The following is a 15,247-nucleotide window of genomic DNA, read 5'->3' as shown; positions in this document are numbered from 1 at the left end:
TTCGAGTGCGCTCCAACCCCCTAGCGTGGGGGCATGAGCGTGATCGCGAGCACGAGCGGTACGACCGGGGGCGACAGCCGGACGCACCACACCATCAGCGAGGTCGCCGCCCTCACGGGGCTCTCGGCGCACACCCTGCGCTGGTACGAGCGGATCGGCCTCATGCCGCACGTCGACCGCTCGCACACCGGGCAGCGCCGCTTCACCGCCCGCGACCTCGACTGGCTCGCCTTCGTCGGCAAGCTGCGGCTGACCGGGATGCCGGTCGCCGACATGGTCAGGTACGCCGAGCTGGTGCGCGAGGGCGACCACACCCGCGGGGAACGGCGCGCCCTCCTGGAGGCCACCCGCCGGGACGTCCTCGCCCGGATCACCGAGCTCCAGGACACGCTCGCCGTGCTCGACATCAAGATCGGCCACTACGGGACCGCATGCGGAGGAACCCCTTCATGACCAGCGCGACCAGGATCGACACCGTACGACTCGGCGGGCAGGACGGACCGGAGACCGGCGTCCAGGGCTTCGGCGCCATGGGCATCAGCGAGTTCTACGGCGACACCGACGAGGCCGCCGCCCGCGACACCCTCGACGCGGCCCTGGAGGCCGGCGTCACCCTGATCGACACCGCCGACATCTACGGCGGCGGTGCCAACGAGGAGTTCCTCGCCCCCTTCCTCGCCGCCCACCGCGACGAGGTCGTCCTCGCCACCAAGTTCGCCATAGAGCGGCGCGCGGACGACCCCGCGTACCGGGGCGTCCGCAACGACCCGGCGTACGTCAGGAGCGCCGTCGAGGCCAGCCTGCGCCGTCTCGGCGTCGAGACCATCGACCTCTTTTACATGCACCGCCGCGACCCGGCGGTCCCGTTCGCGGAGTCCGTCGGCGCGATGGCCGAACTCGTCCGGGAGGGCAAGGTCCGCTTCCTGGGCCTGAGCGAGGTCACCGGGCCCGAACTGCGCGAGGCCCACGCCGTGCACCCGATCACCGCCCTCCAGTCGGAGTGGTCGCTCTTCTCCCGGGACGTGGAGCGCAGCGCGGTCCCGGCCGCCGCCGACCTCGGCGTGACCGTCGTGCCGTACTCGCCGCTCGGCCGGGGCTTCCTGACCGGGGCGTTCACGGACGCCTCCAAGGAGCTGTCGGGCGACGACTTCCGTGCCCGGCAGCCCCGGTTCACCGGGGAGAACGCCGCGCGGAACGCCGCCCTCCTCGACCCGGTCCGGAAGATCGCCGCCGCCCACGGGGCCACCCCGGCGCAGATCGCCCTCGCCTGGGTCCAGCAGCGGGCCGCCGTCCACGGCCTCACGGTCGTCCCGATCCCCGGCACCCGCAGGCGCTCCCGCCTCCTGGAGAACGCCGCCGCCACCCGCATCACCCTCACCGGCGCCGAACTGGCCGAACTGGAGCCGATCGCCGGACGGGTGGCGGGCGACCGCTACCCGGACATGAGCTTCACGTCGGTGGGCCGGGAGGTCTGAGCGGACCGCCGGAGGACTCACACCGGCCCCAGGGCGAAGACCGCGAACCCCGCCGCGAGCAGTCCCGCCAGGACGCGGCGGGCCGGACCGGCCTTCGTCCACGGGGACTCGAATCCCCGGGCGTACCGGCCGATCAGGACGAGGAGCCCGGCGAAGACCGGCATCCAGGCGAGCCGGGCCAGGACCCATCCCGCCGAGTCGGGCGCGCCGACCAGGCCCGGGACCTCCCCGGCGTACGAGGCGGGGACCGCGGCGGCGAGCATCGCCGTCTGGTGCCAGCACAGGACCGTCATCGCGGAGAGGTTGACGACCACGACCGGCGCCCAGAGCGCGGGCCGCCGCAGGAGCGCGCCGAACCGGTCGCGGAGCAGGATCGCGGCGCCGCTCTGCGCGGCGGCGAGGGCGAGGACGAGCAGCGACGGCGGGTGCGAGTTGGTGCGGGCCTCGCCGGGGACGCCGACCATCGACGCCGGGTAGCCGAAGGCGAGCAGCAGCACGGCGAACAGGGCGGCCCCGCCGGCGAGGAGGACCCACGCGTGCCGCCGGGTGACCCGGCCCTCGCCCCACGAGACGCCGAGCTGGTAGGCGAAGAGCCAGCCGGGCAGGATGTTCAGCAGGCTCAGCCAGGACGGCACGGCGTCGGCCCAGGGCCCGTACCGCAGGAGGTCGACGACGGCGACCGAGCCGAGCAGCGGGGCCGCCGCCCACACCCCGAGGCGGCGGGCGGCCCGCACGCAGTACGGGGTGAGCGCGGTGACCACCGTGTAGACCCCGACGAACCAGAGCGGCTGGACCACCAGCGTGGACGCCGTCCGCAGGGTGTCCACGGGGACCCCGGGCCCGAAGCGGAGGAGGGGCAGGAGCACCGCCCACACGGCGGTGACCCCGAGCACCGGCCGTCCGAGCCGGGCGAGCCGCCCCTTGAGCCAGTCGCCCGTGGAGCCCTTCCGGCGCCGGTACGACAGGACGGAGGCGTAGCCGCCGACCAGGAAGAAGATCCCCAGCATCTGGAGGACCCAGCTGACCGGCGCGAGCCCGGCGAAGGTGCCCAGGGGGCTGGCGTTGTGGATCGCCCCGTCGGAGGAGAGGGTGAACCCGCCGAGCAGCCAGTGCCCGGTCGGCACGGCGAGCAGGGCGAGGGCCCGCAGCCCGTCGACCGCCCGGTCGCGGTGGGCGGGGGTGCCCGACTCGATCCGCCGGACCGTGCGCTTCACGAGGGCGGGGGCGCTCATCGCGCGTCCCCCTCGGCGATCGCGGCGAACGCGCGGAGCGAGGAGGTCCCGGCCGCGAAGTAGCCCCCGTGCCCGGTGGCGTCCCCGGCCGGGACGCGGCGCGCGCCGAAGGACGGCTCCGCCGGGTCGGCGCCGTGCCCGAGCCCCGCGAACGAGACGTTCGGCACCCGGTCGATCCAGTCGGTGGGGTCCTTCGCCGCCCAGACCCGGGCGGAGGTGCCGAGTTCGGAGACGTTCCCGGCGCGCATCCCCGGCGAGCCGAGGACCACCAGGTCCTTCGCCTTCAGCTCGCGGGCGGCGAGCCCGCAGACCACCGAGCCGTAGCTGTGGCAGAACACCGAGGGCTCGGCCGCCCCGACGGCCGCGAGCCCCTCCGTGAAGCGGGCGAGCCGCTCCGCCCCCGCCCCGGCGAGCCGGCCGGTGGCCGCGTCCAGGCCGACGCCGACGGGGGTGGTGTACCCGGCCCAGGCGACGACCGCCGTGCGGTTCCCGGTCGCCCGGCGCAGCGCGGTCGTCATGTCCACGAGCGGCCGGACGTGCCCGGCGTCCACGTCGGAGCCGGGGACGATCACCGCGACGTGCGCGGCCCGCGCCAGGTCCCCGTAGACCAGGACCACCTGGCCCCGGCCGCGCGGATCGTACGCGAGCACCCGCGCGTCCCCGAACCGCCCTCCCGCGGTGAGGGCGTTGGCCTCGTACCGCAGCTCCGGAGGAGCCCCGTCCAGATTCCCGACGACCGTGGGATGGGCGCGGGCCAGTTCCCTCCGTCGTACGGGACCGAGTCCCGCGAAGAACCGCGCGGTCCCGGCCGGCCCCATCCGCTCCGGGTCCGGCAGCCCCGCACCCCGCCAGGCCCCCGTCCCGGCCGGCGCTCCGGTCACGGCCTCCTGCGCGTCCCCGGCCGCCCACCCGGTCGTCCCTGAGACCACGCAGGCCACCAGCGCGGCGGTGATCAGGGTCCTCGTCGTACGGCGCATGCGGCCGCCCTCCCTCTCCGGTCCTCACTCGTCCGCCGTGCGTCCGGCGACGGGAGGAAGGTAGGAAGAGGAGGGGTGGCGGCACGTCACACCGGGGAGCCAACTCCCTTCCGATACCGGGGTAGGGGGTGGAGGAGCGGTGGGCCCCAGGACGGGGGTGGGGTTTCCCCCAGGGGGTGGCTTTTCCCGGGGTGGGGATGTCCCGGGGAACGGCTTTCCCCGGGGGTGGGGATCTTCCGGGGGCGGTTTTCCCCAGGGGCGGGGACCTTCCGGGGAGGTCCCCTGCGGCGCGGGTCGCCCCGGGGCCGTACCCGGGTCAGGCCGTGCCGGGCGTCACGAGCCCCGACTCGTACGCGAAGACCACCGCCTGGGCCCGGTCGCGCAGGTCCAGTTTGGCGAGGACCCGGCCGATGTGGGTCTTCACCGTCTGCTCGGCGAGGACGAGGCCGTCCGCGATCTCCTGGTTGGACAGGCCCCGGGCGATCAGCTCCAGGACCTCCGTCTCGCGCGGGGTGAGGCCGTTGAGGCGCAGGGCCGCGGTGTCCCGGCGCGGGGCCGGACGGGAGGCGGCGAAGTCGGCGATCAGACGGCGGGTCACGGAGGGCGCGAGCAGCGCCTCGCCCGCCGCCACCACCCGTACCGCCGCGATCAGGTCGGCCGGCGGCGCGTCCTTGAGGAGGAAGCCGGACGCGCCCGCGCGCAGCGCCTCGTACACGTAGTCGTCCACGTCGAAGGTGGTCAGCATCAGCACCTTCGGCCGGTGCGTGACCCCGGCCGGCGGACGCAGGATCTCGCGCGCCGCCGCGAGCCCGTCCAGCTCCGGCATCCGCACGTCCATCAGGACCACGTCCGGGTGCGCCGACCGCGCCACCTCCACGCCCAGCCGTCCGTCCGGGGCCTCCCCGACGACGTCGATGTCGGGCTGCGCGGCGAGCAGCGCGGCGAAACCGGCCCGCACCATGGCCTGGTCGTCGACGATGATCACGCGGATGGTCACTCGGGGTCCTTCGTACGCAGGGGGAGCCGGGCCGCGACCCGGAAGCCGCCGTCCGGCAGCGGCCCGGTGTCCAGCGTGCCGCCGGTCAACCGTACGCGCTCCCGCATGCCGACGAGCCCGTGCCCGGTCCCGGGGGCGCCCCGCTCGACGGAGGAACGACCTTCCAGGGAAGGTCCGTTGACGACGAGGACCGTCAGCCATCCGTCGTCGGCCCGGACCGAGACCCGGGTCGGGGCGCCCGGCGCGTGCCGGACGACGTTGGCGAGGGCCTCCTGCGCGATCCGGTACGCGGAGAGGTCCACGGCCTGCGGCACGTCCCCGAGACCCGCGGCGAGCCGCAGCTCGGCGGGCACCCCGGCCCGCACCGTCGCCTCCACCAGCTGCTGGAGCCGGTCGAGCCCCGGCTGCGGGGCCCGCTCGTCCTCGCCGCCGTCGCTGCGCAGGACGGAGAGCAGCCGGCGCATCTCCGCCAGCGACTCGCGCGCGCTCGCCGCGATGGAGACGAACTCCTCGCGGGCCGCCTCGGGGAGGTCCGGGACGCGGTACGGGGCGGAGTCCGCCTGCACGGTGATCACGGACATGTGGTGGGCCACGATGTCGTGCAGCTCGCGCGCGATCCTGGCCCGCTCCTCCAGGAGCGTGCGGCGGGCCCGTTCGGCCTCGCTGATGGTCTCCTGCTCCACGAGCCGCCGCTGTGCGTCGCCCCGGGCGCGGACGGCCGAGGTGAGCAGCAGCAGTACCCCGCTCAGGACGAGCAGCAGGGTGTGGACGCCGACCTGCCCGGCGGGCCGGAAGGCCCCCAGGAGGTACCCGGCCGCGCCGGTCGTCAGCCACACGCCGAACAGGACCCGCCGGGACTCGCGGAGGCCGAGCGCGAGCATCAGCGCGCAGTAGCCGATGACCGCCGGCGGCGTCCAGGGCCAGAGCCGCGCCGGGGGCAGGTCCGCGCCGAGCGTCGCGAGCGCGCCGAGCACGTCGGCGGCGAAGACGATCCACCACGCCTGGAGGGGGCGGACGACGGCGAGCAGCAGCGGCGCCGCCTGGGCGGTGCCGATCGCCCCGGCGAGGGCGCCGTTGAGCCCGTAGTCGTGGATGAGGAGGTGGATGGTGGTGGGGACGAGCGAGGCGGCGAACGCGAGGGCGACGGCGTACGGCAGCAGCCGCACCCACCGCGAGGAGGCGTCGGCGAGCAGCGGCGCGCCGGGTTCGGCGGGGGTGGTGAACGCGGCGCCGAGCCCCTGGAACATCCCGCTCGCCCGGACGGCCGACAGCGTGCCGGCGAGGGACCGGCGACCGGCGCGCGGGGGGACGACGGGCGGGGGGAGGGCGGGCGGTCCGGAGGGAGGAGGCGGCCCGGGCGGTGGGGCGGTGGGCGGTCCGGAGGGGACGGGTGGTTCGGGCCGGGCGGCCGTGGGCGGTCCGGTGCGAGGAGCGGGCGGCCCGGCCGGTGGGGCGGCGGGCGGTTCGGGCCGGGCGGCGGGCGGCTCGGGCCGCGGTTCGGTAGCCATGACCCGCTCAGGGTAGGCAGCGGTTCCGGGCCCCGACGTCATACCCGGGACCGGGATGCGGCCTGGTACCGGGGTATGACCCGGGAGGCGGGAAGCTCCCCGGGCCGACACCCCGGTCGTCGGTTTTCCGGCCTTCGTCGCCTCCGGCCGTCGGACTTCCTTTCCTGCCCCGGTCGTCGGCCACCCGACCCGGTCCCCGGCCGTCAGAGCTCCGCCAGCAGCTCGGCCTTCTTCGCGGAGAACTCCTCGTCCGTCACCAGACCGGCTCGGTGCAGTTCTCCCAAGTGCCGAATCCTTTCGGCCACCACTTCGGGGGTACGGGCCCCCACGGGCACGGGGGTGCGGTCGGAGGCCCGGATCGCCGCGAGGACCGCCGCCGCGAAGGGGAGGGACTCGTGGACCGGCCCGTAGCCGAGGCCGAAGACGACGGACGCCGGGTCGTGGTCGGGCCTGGCGGCCGGGGGCTCGCCGGACCGGGGGACGAGCCGCAGGTATCCGTCGAAGACGTCGGGCGTCCGCCACTCGACCCCGCACAGGCTCCGCACCGGGAAGGTCTGGTCGCCCGCCTTCCACTTGGCCGAGGACGCCCCCGTCGAGGACCAGCGGAACGTGACCTCGGAGCCGCCGTCGAAGCTCGCCCTCCCGTCGTACGCCTTGAAGGACATCGGCCCGGACGGCGGCGCCACGAGGAACCGGTCGGCGGGCGTCACGGCCCCGGCGCACCCGCCGGCCCCCTCGTCCGCCGTCCGGCCGGGTCCGTCGATTCCGCCGATCCCGTCGATCTCGTCGATCCCGTCGGGCGGACCGAACCCGCCGGACGGGCCGTGCCGCGCGTCACCGCCGGGGCCGTGGGCCCCCGCGACCCCCGGCTCCGGCGGCAGGATCGCCCGCAACGCGTCCCGGTAGTACTCGGCCCGCGTCTCCCGGTCCGCCGGGAGCACCAGCCGGTACGGGTCGCAGCTCTCCTTGAGCTGCCCCGCGGCCGCCTCCATCAGCGGATCGGCGCCCGGCCTCGGCGCGGCGTGCAGCACGACGGTGCCCCGCTTGCCGGGCGTGAGCGCCACGGACGCCAACGCCTCGTACGGTATGCGTCGTTCGCGCAAGGTCTGGAAGAGCTTCGGCGTTCGGATCCCCCGTTCGAAGCGGATGACGAGGGCGTCGCTCTCGAACTCCCAGGTGGCATGAATTCCGGCCAGCACATCACCCATGCGCCTCATCGTAAGCGGCGTCCGCTCCGGCGTCGCCCCTGTGAAAGGTCCGGACATCACGGGATCTCCGCGCGTCAGGACCCCTCCGTACCGGAAATTCCTTCGCGACAGGGGCTGTCGGCACGGACGCAGACCAGTCGCGGGTAGGCGCCGACGCCCAGTGCGGCGAGGTTGCCGAGGCTCACCGTCCCCGGCTCGAAATAGCCGCTGTGCCCGACGGCCCCGCCCGCCGAGAGCAGCCGCGCGCCGAACCCGGGTTCCACCGGGTCCGCGCCGTGCCCGATCCCGCCCACCTCCACGTGCGGCACGTCCGCTATCCAGTCGTCCGCGTCCCGCATCGCCCATATCCGGGCCGGGGCGGCGAGGTCGGCGGCCCGTTCCACCCGCATCCCGGGGCTTCCGGCCACGGCCACGTCCGTCACCCGGGCGGGCAGCCGGGGCGCGGCGGCCCCGCAGAGCACGGAGCCGTAGCTGTGGCAGAAGAGCGTCACCCGGGCGTCCCCGGGCAGCGCCTCGGTCAGCCCCACGAGCCGCACGGCGCCCGACGCGGCGAGACGGCCGGTCAGCGCGTCGATGCCCATTCCGGAGGGGGCGGTGTAGTCGGCCCAGGCGATCACCGCGACCCGGGCGCCGGGCGCGGTCCGCCGCTCGGCGTCGTAGAGGGCCCGTGCCATGCCGGCCGGGGCCCCGTACCGGCCGTGGGTCTTCTGGAAGGTGAGGAGGTTGGTGTCGACGCCGGGCACGACCACCGAGACGCGCCGGGCCCGCTCCAGGTCCCCGAACACCTCGGCGACCCGGCCCGTGCCCGTCGGGTCGAAGGCGAGGACCTGGCGGTCGGGCCGCAGCAGCGCGGCGAAGCGGTCGATCCGCCGCCGCGCCTCGTGACGGCCCTCGGGGGAGAGGCGGGGGTCGTCGGCCCTGCCGTGCTCGGCGGCGTACGCCCGCGCGAGCGCGATCCGGTTGGCGCGGTAGCGCAGGGCCACGGGAGCGCCGTCGAGGTTGCCGACGACGAGCGGATGCCGCTCGGCGAGCCGGACCCCGCCCGCCGGGCCGAGCCCGGCGAAGAAAGCGGCGACGGTACGGGCGGGGGCGCCCGGGGCGGGCGGCGGGCGGTGGCCGGTCCGGGCGTGCGTCCAGGCGGCGAGCGCGGCCTCGCGGGGGGTCCCCGGCGCCGGCCGGTGCCGGGGCGCGGTCCACCCGGTGGTCGTCAGGAGCACGAACACGACGAGCAGCGCGAACAGGGCGCGTGCGACGGGAAGGGCGGACGGGACGCCGGCGGGGATCACGGGCCGCCACCCTACGGGGCGGCACACCTCGCGAGACGGCCGGGGCGGGTCCGGTACGGGAGGCCGGGAGGCCGGGAGGGCGGGAGGGCGCGGTACGGGGGACGGGGACGGCCCGGTACGGGGACGGCCCGGTACCGGGACGGGGACGGCCTGGGACGGGGCCGGTCCGGTACGGGGCGCGGGGGCTACGCGCCGGCGTCGGCCCCGGTTCCGGGCAGGGACCCGGCATCGGTCCCGAACCCGGTCCCGTTCCCCCTCCCCCTCCCCTTCCCGTTCCCGGACGCGAGCCCGGCATCGGCTCCGCTCCCGCCTCCGTCCCGCCAGCGCGGTGTCAGCGCCGGGCCGAGGTGGTCGAGGTACTCCTCGGTGAGCGCCCGGATGGCCCCCAGGCTCTGGTCCGTCCCCCGGCCCCACATCTGGCCGGTCACCCGCATCACCCCGCTGAACGCCGCCACCACGATGCGGGGGCGGGGGTCCTCGTCCACGTCGACGCCCTCGCGCCCGGCGATGATCCGGGCGATGGTCTCCTCCATCTCGGTGGAGCGGCGCAGATGGACGGCGAGCAGCGCGGGCGTCGACTCGATGAGCCGGAAGGTGCGCAGGTACAACGCGACCGGGACGACCTCGATGATGGCGTCGCCGATGGTGTCCCAGGCGCAGAGGACGGCGTTGCGCATCGCGTCGAGGGGCCCCTCGGTCGGGGGCCGCTGTTCAAGGGCGCGAACGAAACGTTCCTCCACCATCTGCTGGACGGCGAAGGCGACCTCCTCCTTGGAGGAGAAGTAGCGGAAGAAGGTGCGCTGGGAGACCTCGACGGCCTCCGCGATCTCGTCGACCGTGGTCCGCTCGTACCCGTGGGCGGTGAAGAGTTCCAGGGCCACCCGGATCAACGCGTCGCGCGTACGCTGCTTCTTCCGCTCGCGCAGTCCGGGCAGGGTCACCTCGGGGTCCTCTTCTCACACGTGCCACAGGCGTTTTGCAAGCATTTGCTCCAGATCAGAGTACCTGTGAGCTACGTGACAGTTACCGGCGCGTGAATCGCTTTGTCAATTGTCAGCGACTGACATTAGCCTCGCTCGTATGACTAGTCAGACCACCGTGAAAAAGGCCCCGCAGGGTCAGGGGGACGCCCCGGGAGCCGTTCCGGCCCCGGCGAATGGACTGCGCGGCCATCCGTGGCTGACCTTGTTCGCCGTCGCCGTGGGCGTGATGATGGTCGCGCTCGACGGCACGATCGTCGCGATCGCCAACCCCGCCATCAAGGAGGACCTCGGCGCCACGCTCGCCCAGGTCCAGTGGATCACCAACGGCTACCTGCTCGCGCTCGCCGTCGCCCTGATCACCGCAGGCAAGCTCGGTGACCGCTTCGGCCACCGGCAGACCTTCCTCATAGGCATCACCGGCTTCGCCGCCGCCTCGGGCGCCATCGGCCTCTCCCACTCCATCGGGGCCGTGATCGCCTTCCGTGTCCTCCAGGGGCTCTTCGGCGCCCTGCTGATGCCGGCCGCGCTCGGCCTGCTGCGCGCCACCTTCCCCGCCGAGAAGCTGAACATGGCCATCGGCATCTGGGGCATGGTCATCGGCGCCTCGACGGCCGGCGGCCCGATCGTCGGCGGTCTGCTCGTCGAACACGTCAGCTGGCAGTCCGTCTTCTTCATCAACGTGCCGGTCGGCGTCGTCGCGCTCGTCCTCGGCCTGGTGATCCTCAGGGACCACCGCGCGGAGAACGCGCCGCGCTCCTTCGACATCCTCGGCATCGTGCTGCTCTCCGGCGCCATGGCCTCCCTGGTCTGGAGCCTCATCAAGGCCGGCGAGTCCTGGGGCTGGGGCAGCGGCAAGACCTGGGGCGGTCTGATCGGCGCGCTGGTGCTCTTCGCGGTCTTCGCCTTCTGGGAGACCAAGGTCAAGGAGCCGCTGATCCCGCTGGCCATGTTCCGCTCCGTGCCGCTCTCGGCCGGTGTGGTCCTGATGGTCCTCATGGCCTTCGCCTTCATGGGCGGCCTGTTCTTCGTGACCTTCTACCTCCAGGGCGTGAAGGGGCTCAGCCCGGTGGACAGCGGACTGCGCCTGCTGCCGCTGACCGCGATGATGATCGTCTCCTCGCCGCTGGCCGGCGTGCTGATCACCAAGTTCGGTCCGCGCGTGCCGCTCGTCGGCGGCATGGTCTGCACGGCCGTCGCGATGTTCGGCATGATCACGCTCTCCTCCGGCACCGGCCCCCTCGCCATGTCCCTCTGGTTCGCCCTCCTCGGCCTCGGGCTCGCCCCGGTCATGGTCGGCGCCACCGAGGTCATCGTCGGCAACGCGCCGCTGGAGCTCTCCGGCGTGGCCGGCGGTCTGCAGCAGGCCGCCATGCAGGTCGGCGGCGCCCTCGGCACGGCGGTCCTCGGTGCCGTCATGTCCTCCAAGGTCTCCGCCGTCTTCGCGGACAACTGGAAGGCGGCCGGCATCCCGACCCCGCCCAACCCGGCGCTGGAGCAGGCCGCCGAGTTCGGCATGGTCCCGGTGCAGCTGGCCCGGACGCCGGGGATGACCCCGGACCTCCTCGACCGGATCACCGGCGTCATCCACGACACCTTCCTGGACGGCATGGGCCTGGCCTTCACCGTCGCCGGTGTCGTCGCGGTCGTCGCGGCGCTCGTCGCCACGCTCACCAAGCGCGGTGCGAACGCGGAGGCGGGCATGGGCGGCGCCCACATCTGAGGGCCGCTCCTCGTTTCTCGGCCCCCCGCTGCCCGACTGCCCTGCCTTCCCGCTTCCTCGCACGGCCCCCTCCGGACCCGGTCCGGAGGGGGCCGTCGCCCGTTCGGGTGAAGAAGCTTTGGCCCCCTTCTCAACGGGTGGTGACGTCCGGCAGAGTTCTGGTGACAGAGAGTAACGAAAACGGGGGTTCAGCGCCATGCGTGACCTGTATACGAAGCGACTGCCGGCGACCGCCGCCCTGGCGGTCCTCCTTCTCGCCGTCCTGCCGGCCGCGGCCACCGCCGGAGCGCCGACCGGACCACCGGCCGGCGGCGGGGGCGCGGTCGCGGCCCCGGGGGCGAAGCTCGGCCCCTGCGGCCCCGGCCGGCTCTGCCTCTGGTCCAAGCCCGATTTCAAGGGCAGGACGCAGAGCCACGAGCTGGCCACGACCGACATCGACAGCTGCGTCGCCCTGCCGACCGGCACCTCGGCCCAGTCCCTCGCCAACCGCACCGGGAGGCCGGTCACCACCTACCAGTCCGCCGAGTGCGGGGAGACGGGGGAGTTCGAGACCTATCCGGGCAAGGGGACCTGGGTGCCGCAGACGCCGTACGAGGTCAGAGCGTTCAAGATCTGGGAGCGGTAGGGGCGCTCCGGGGAAGACGCGGGTCCCGGGAGCGGTGGGGGCCCCGGGACGCGGCGAGGGGCGGCGGGACCGCCGGTCCCACCACCCCTCGCCTCCCTCACGGGCTGCGGCGCCTCACGAGCCGCGATGCCTCACGGGCTACGCGTCGCCGCCTGCCGCGCCCGGGTCCGCCGCCGCCACGTCGAGCAGCTGGTAGCGGTCCACGGCCTGCTTCAGGGCCGACCGCTCGACCTTGCCCTCGCGGGCCAGCTCGGTCAGCACCGCCAGCACGATCGACTGGGCGTCGATGTGGAAGTGGCGCCGTGCCGCGCCGCGCGTGTCCGCGAAGCCGAAGCCGTCCGCGCCCAGCGAGGTGTACGGCCCCGGCACCCAGCGGGAGATCTGGTCCGGCACCGCGCGCATCCAGTCCGAGACCGCCACGAACGGACCCTCGGCGCCCTGGAGCTTGCGCGTCACGTACGGGACGCGCTGCTCCTCGTCCGGGTGGAGCAGGTTGTGCTCCTCGACGGCCACGGCCTCGCGGCGCAGCTCGGTCCAGGAGGTGGCGGACCAGACGTCGGCCCGCACGTTCCACTCCTCGGCGAGGATGCGCTGCGCCTCGATCGCCCACGGCACACCGACGCCGGAGGCCATGATCTGCGCCGGGATCGTGCCCGCCTCGGCCGGCTTGAAGCGGTGGATGCCCTGGAGGATGCCCTCCACGTCCACGCCCTCCGGCTCGGCCGGGTGCTGGATCGGCTCGTTGTAGACGGTCAGGTAGTAGAAGACGTCCTCGGCCTCGGGCCCGTACATCCGGCGCAGACCGTCCTTGACGATGTGCGCGATCTCGAAGCCGAACGCCGGGTCGTAGGCGATGCAGGCCGGGTTGGTCGAGGCGAGGAGGTGCGAGTGCCCGTCCGCGTGCTGGAGTCCCTCACCGGTCAGCGTCGTGCGGCCGGCGGTCGCGCCCAGCACGAAGCCGCGCGCCAGCTGGTCGGCCATCTGCCAGAACTGGTCGCCGGTCCGCTGGAAACCGAACATCGAGTAGAAGACGTACACCGGGATCAGCGGCTCGCCGTGCGTGGCGTACGCGGAGCCGGCGGCGATCAGCGAGGCCGTGCAGCCGGCCTCGGAGATGCCGTCGTGCAGCATCTGGCCGGTCGGCGACTCCTTGTAGGCGAGGAGGAGCTCGCGGTCCACCGCCTCGTACTGCTGCCCCAGCGGGTTGTAGATCTTGGCGCTCGGGAAGAAGGCGTCCATGCCGAAGGTGCGGTACTCGTCGGGGGCGATCAGCACGAAGCGCTTGCCGATCTCCTTGTCCCGCATGAGGTCCTTCAGGATGCGGACGAACGCCATGGTGGTGGCGATCGACTGCTGGCCCGAGCCCTTCCTGGCCGCCGCGTAGGTCTTGTCGTCCGGGAGGGCCAGCGGCTTCGCCCGCACGACCCGGGTCGGGACGTACCCGCCCAGCGCCTCGCGGCGGTCGTGCATGTACTGGATCTCCTCGGAGTCCCGGCCCGGGTGGTAGTACGGGGGCAGGCCCTCCTCCAGCTGCTTGTCCGTGACCGGGATGTGCAGCCGGTCACGGAAGCGCTTGAGGTCGTCGACCGTCAGCTTCTTCATCTGGTGGGTCGCGTTGCGGCCCTCGAAGTTCGGGCCGAGCGCCCAGCCCTTGACGGTCTGCGCGAGGATCACGGTCGGCTGGCCGGTGTGGGCCTTGGCCGCCGCGTAGGCCGCGTAGATCTTCCGGTGGTCGTGACCGCCCCGGCCCAGGTGCAGGATCTGCTGGTCGGACATGCCCTCGACCATGGCCCGCAGCCGGTGGTCGCCGCCGAAGAAGTGGTCCCGGATGTAGCCGCCGGTCTCCGTGGCGTACGTCTGGAACTGCCCGTCCGGAGTGGTGTTCAGCTTGTTGACCAGGATGCCGTCCCGGTCCTGCGCGAGCAGCGGGTCCCAGGAACGGTCCCAGATCAGCTTGATGACGTTCCAGCCGTTGCCCCGGAAGATCGACTCCAGCTCCTGGATGATCTTGCCGTTGCCGCGCACCGGGCCGTCGAGCCGCTGGAGGTTGCAGTTGACGACGAAGGTGAGGTTGTCCAGACCCTCGCGGGCGGCGATGGAGAGCTGACCGAGGGACTCGACCTCGTCCATCTCGCCGTCGCCGAGGAACGCCCAGACGTGCGACCTGGAGGTGTCGGCGATGCCGCGCGCCTCCATGTACCGGTTCATCCGGGCCTGGTAGATCGCGCCGAGCGGGCCGAGGCCCATCGACACGGTCGGGAACTCCCAGAAGTCCGGCATCAGCCGCGGGTGCGGGTAGGAGGAGAGGCCGTTCGGGAACTTCGAGCGCTCCTGGCGGAAGCCGTCGAGCTGGGCGTCGTTCAGCCGGTCGAGCAGGTACGCGCGGGCGTAGATGCCGGGGGAGGCGTGCCCCTGGAAGAAGATCTGGTCGCCGCCGTCGCCCTCGTCCTTGCCGCGGAAGAAGTGGTTGAAGCCGACGTCGTAGAGGGAGGCCGAGGAGGCGAAGGTCGCGATGTGACCGCCGACGCCGATGCCCGGACGCTGGGCGCGCGAGACCATCACGGCCGCGTTCCAGCGGGTGGCGTTGAGGACCTTGCGCTCGATCTCCTCGTTGCCGGGGAAGAAGGGCTCGTCCTTGGTGGCGATGGTGTTGACGTAGTCCGTGCTGCGCATCTCGGGCACGGCCACGCGCTTCTCGCGGGCCCGCTCGATCAGGCGGAGCATGAGGTAGCGGGCCCTCTCCCGGCCCCGCTCGTCGACGGCGGCGTCGAGGGAGTCGAGCCATTCCTGGGTCTCTTCCGGGTCGAAGTCCGGGACCTGGCTGGGAAGGCCGCCAATGATGATCGGGTTGCGATCTGATCCGGGAGCCACGCTCTTCCTTAGCTGTTCGGGGTGCCCACGGGGCCACGGGGTGGTCGGGATCTCCATCGTGTACCCCGCCGGCGCCAGACGTCATCTTTACCGAGAGGTAACCCTCGGGGGCGACCTCCCGCGTGCCTGGTTACGGTCAAATCGCAACCTTACGCCCAACCCGCGCATGCGTTCCGTCCGGGCGTTCGGCAGACTGAGGAGTCAGAAGTCCTCGAAAGCAGGACGAATCGCTCGCACCCGGTCGCGGAGGAGGACCGGAGGTGCCGGAAGTTGCGGCGAGACGGCCCCAAACGTCACCGTTTCGGCGGTCTCCGGGGCCGGGTACTTGCGCGATCCGCCCCGGCACGTGTGGACTACGGCCAGCG

The 15,247-nt window shown here is 73.6% G+C and carries 11 protein-coding genes and 1 pseudogene; 4 read left to right on the top strand and 8 right to left on the bottom strand.

The genetic code is table 11. From position 1 onward, the window contains the following. The first annotated feature begins 33 nt into the window (after window positions 1–33). Both ACFYZY_RS17395 and ACFYZY_RS17390 read left to right on the top strand, forming a co-directional pair. The gene (locus ACFYZY_RS17395) at window positions 34–453 is read left to right on the top strand and encodes a MerR family transcriptional regulator (protein ID WP_388694566.1); all 420 of its coding nucleotides are present in this window, start codon (window positions 34–36) and stop codon (window positions 451–453) included. Further along, window positions 450–1,475: an aldo/keto reductase gene (locus ACFYZY_RS17390; protein ID WP_388694563.1), complete on the top strand. Its 1,026-nt coding sequence runs from the start codon at window positions 450–452 to the stop codon at window positions 1,473–1,475. The genes ACFYZY_RS17395 and ACFYZY_RS17390 overlap by 4 nt, the downstream gene beginning before the upstream one ends. A gap of 17 nt (window positions 1,476–1,492) precedes the next feature. Here the strand turns inward: ACFYZY_RS17390 and ACFYZY_RS17385 are convergent, their stop codons facing one another. The 7 genes and pseudogenes from ACFYZY_RS17385 to ACFYZY_RS17355 all read right to left on the bottom strand — a co-directional run. Continuing rightward, complete coding sequence (locus ACFYZY_RS17385) at window positions 1,493–2,707, bottom strand: acyltransferase (protein WP_388694561.1); 1,215 nt, start codon at window positions 2,705–2,707, stop codon at window positions 1,493–1,495. Continuing rightward, the gene (locus ACFYZY_RS17380; RefSeq protein WP_388694558.1) at window positions 2,704–3,684 is read right to left on the bottom strand and encodes an alpha/beta hydrolase; all 981 of its coding nucleotides are present in this window, start codon (window positions 3,682–3,684) and stop codon (window positions 2,704–2,706) included. Before ACFYZY_RS17380 ends, ACFYZY_RS17385 begins: the two co-directional genes overlap by 4 nt. A gap of 316 nt (window positions 3,685–4,000) precedes the next feature. Further along, window positions 4,001–4,681, bottom strand: coding sequence for a response regulator (locus tag ACFYZY_RS17375; protein WP_388694555.1), 681 nt, complete (start codon window positions 4,679–4,681; stop codon window positions 4,001–4,003). Continuing rightward, window positions 4,678–6,189, bottom strand: coding sequence for a sensor histidine kinase (locus ACFYZY_RS17370; protein WP_388694552.1), 1,512 nt, complete (start codon window positions 6,187–6,189; stop codon window positions 4,678–4,680). Before ACFYZY_RS17370 ends, ACFYZY_RS17375 begins: the two co-directional genes overlap by 4 nt. Window positions 6,190–6,392: 203 nt before the next feature. Continuing rightward, on the bottom strand, window positions 6,393–7,397 hold the full coding sequence (locus ACFYZY_RS17365) for a DUF4429 domain-containing protein (RefSeq protein WP_388694551.1): 1,005 nt from the start codon (window positions 7,395–7,397) through the stop codon (window positions 6,393–6,395). Window positions 7,398–7,471: 74 nt separating this feature from the next. After that, the gene (locus ACFYZY_RS17360; RefSeq protein ID WP_388694549.1) at window positions 7,472–8,683 is read right to left on the bottom strand and encodes an alpha/beta hydrolase; all 1,212 of its coding nucleotides are present in this window, start codon (window positions 8,681–8,683) and stop codon (window positions 7,472–7,474) included. Between the two features lie 311 nt (window positions 8,684–8,994). Continuing rightward, window positions 8,995–9,624, bottom strand: a pseudogene (locus tag ACFYZY_RS17355) (TetR family transcriptional regulator); the annotation flags it as partial. A gap of 139 nt (window positions 9,625–9,763) precedes the next feature. Between ACFYZY_RS17355 and ACFYZY_RS17350 the strand changes: the two are divergent. Both ACFYZY_RS17350 and ACFYZY_RS17345 read left to right on the top strand, forming a co-directional pair. Next, entirely contained in the window at window positions 9,764–11,386 is a 1,623-nt protein-coding gene (locus ACFYZY_RS17350; protein WP_388694547.1) for an MFS transporter, read from the top strand. 196 nt (window positions 11,387–11,582) lie between these two features. Then, the gene (locus ACFYZY_RS17345) at window positions 11,583–12,011 is read left to right on the top strand and encodes a peptidase inhibitor family I36 protein (RefSeq protein ID WP_388694545.1); all 429 of its coding nucleotides are present in this window, start codon (window positions 11,583–11,585) and stop codon (window positions 12,009–12,011) included. Window positions 12,012–12,149: 138 nt separating this feature from the next. On the opposite strand, the gene aceE is transcribed toward ACFYZY_RS17345, so the two are convergent. Beyond that, entirely contained in the window at window positions 12,150–14,882 is a 2,733-nt protein-coding gene (gene aceE, locus ACFYZY_RS17340; protein ID WP_388694543.1) for a pyruvate dehydrogenase (acetyl-transferring), homodimeric type, read from the bottom strand. Window positions 14,883–15,247: the final 365 nt, after the last annotated feature.

It is taken from the genome of Streptomyces sp. NPDC001744, assembly GCF_042892575.1.
Lineage (GTDB): Bacteria > Actinomycetota > Actinomycetes > Streptomycetales > Streptomycetaceae > Streptomyces.
Note: the sequence above shows the minus strand (reverse complement) of the source record. Positions and strands in the feature narration are given on the sequence as shown.

Excerpts from the sequence above, each read along its gene's own strand:
- ACFYZY_RS17385 (WP_388694561.1), bottom strand. The coding sequence starts at position 2,707 with ATGAGCGCCCCCGCCCTCGTGAAGCGCACGGTCCGGCGGATCGAGTCG.
- ACFYZY_RS17380 (WP_388694558.1), bottom strand. The coding sequence starts at position 3,684 with ATGCGCCGTACGACGAGGACCCTGATCACCGCCGCGCTGGTGGCCTGC.
- ACFYZY_RS17350 (WP_388694547.1), top strand. The coding sequence starts at position 9,764 with ATGACTAGTCAGACCACCGTGAAAAAGGCCCCGCAGGGTCAGGGGGAC.
- ACFYZY_RS17395 (WP_388694566.1), top strand. The coding sequence starts at position 34 with ATGAGCGTGATCGCGAGCACGAGCGGTACGACCGGGGGCGACAGCCGG.
- ACFYZY_RS17370 (WP_388694552.1), bottom strand. The coding sequence starts at position 6,189 with ATGGCTACCGAACCGCGGCCCGAGCCGCCCGCCGCCCGGCCCGAACCG.
- ACFYZY_RS17365 (WP_388694551.1), bottom strand. The coding sequence starts at position 7,397 with ATGGGTGATGTGCTGGCCGGAATTCATGCCACCTGGGAGTTCGAGAGC.
- ACFYZY_RS17345 (WP_388694545.1), top strand. The coding sequence starts at position 11,583 with ATGCGTGACCTGTATACGAAGCGACTGCCGGCGACCGCCGCCCTGGCG.
- ACFYZY_RS17390 (WP_388694563.1), top strand. The coding sequence starts at position 450 with ATGACCAGCGCGACCAGGATCGACACCGTACGACTCGGCGGGCAGGAC.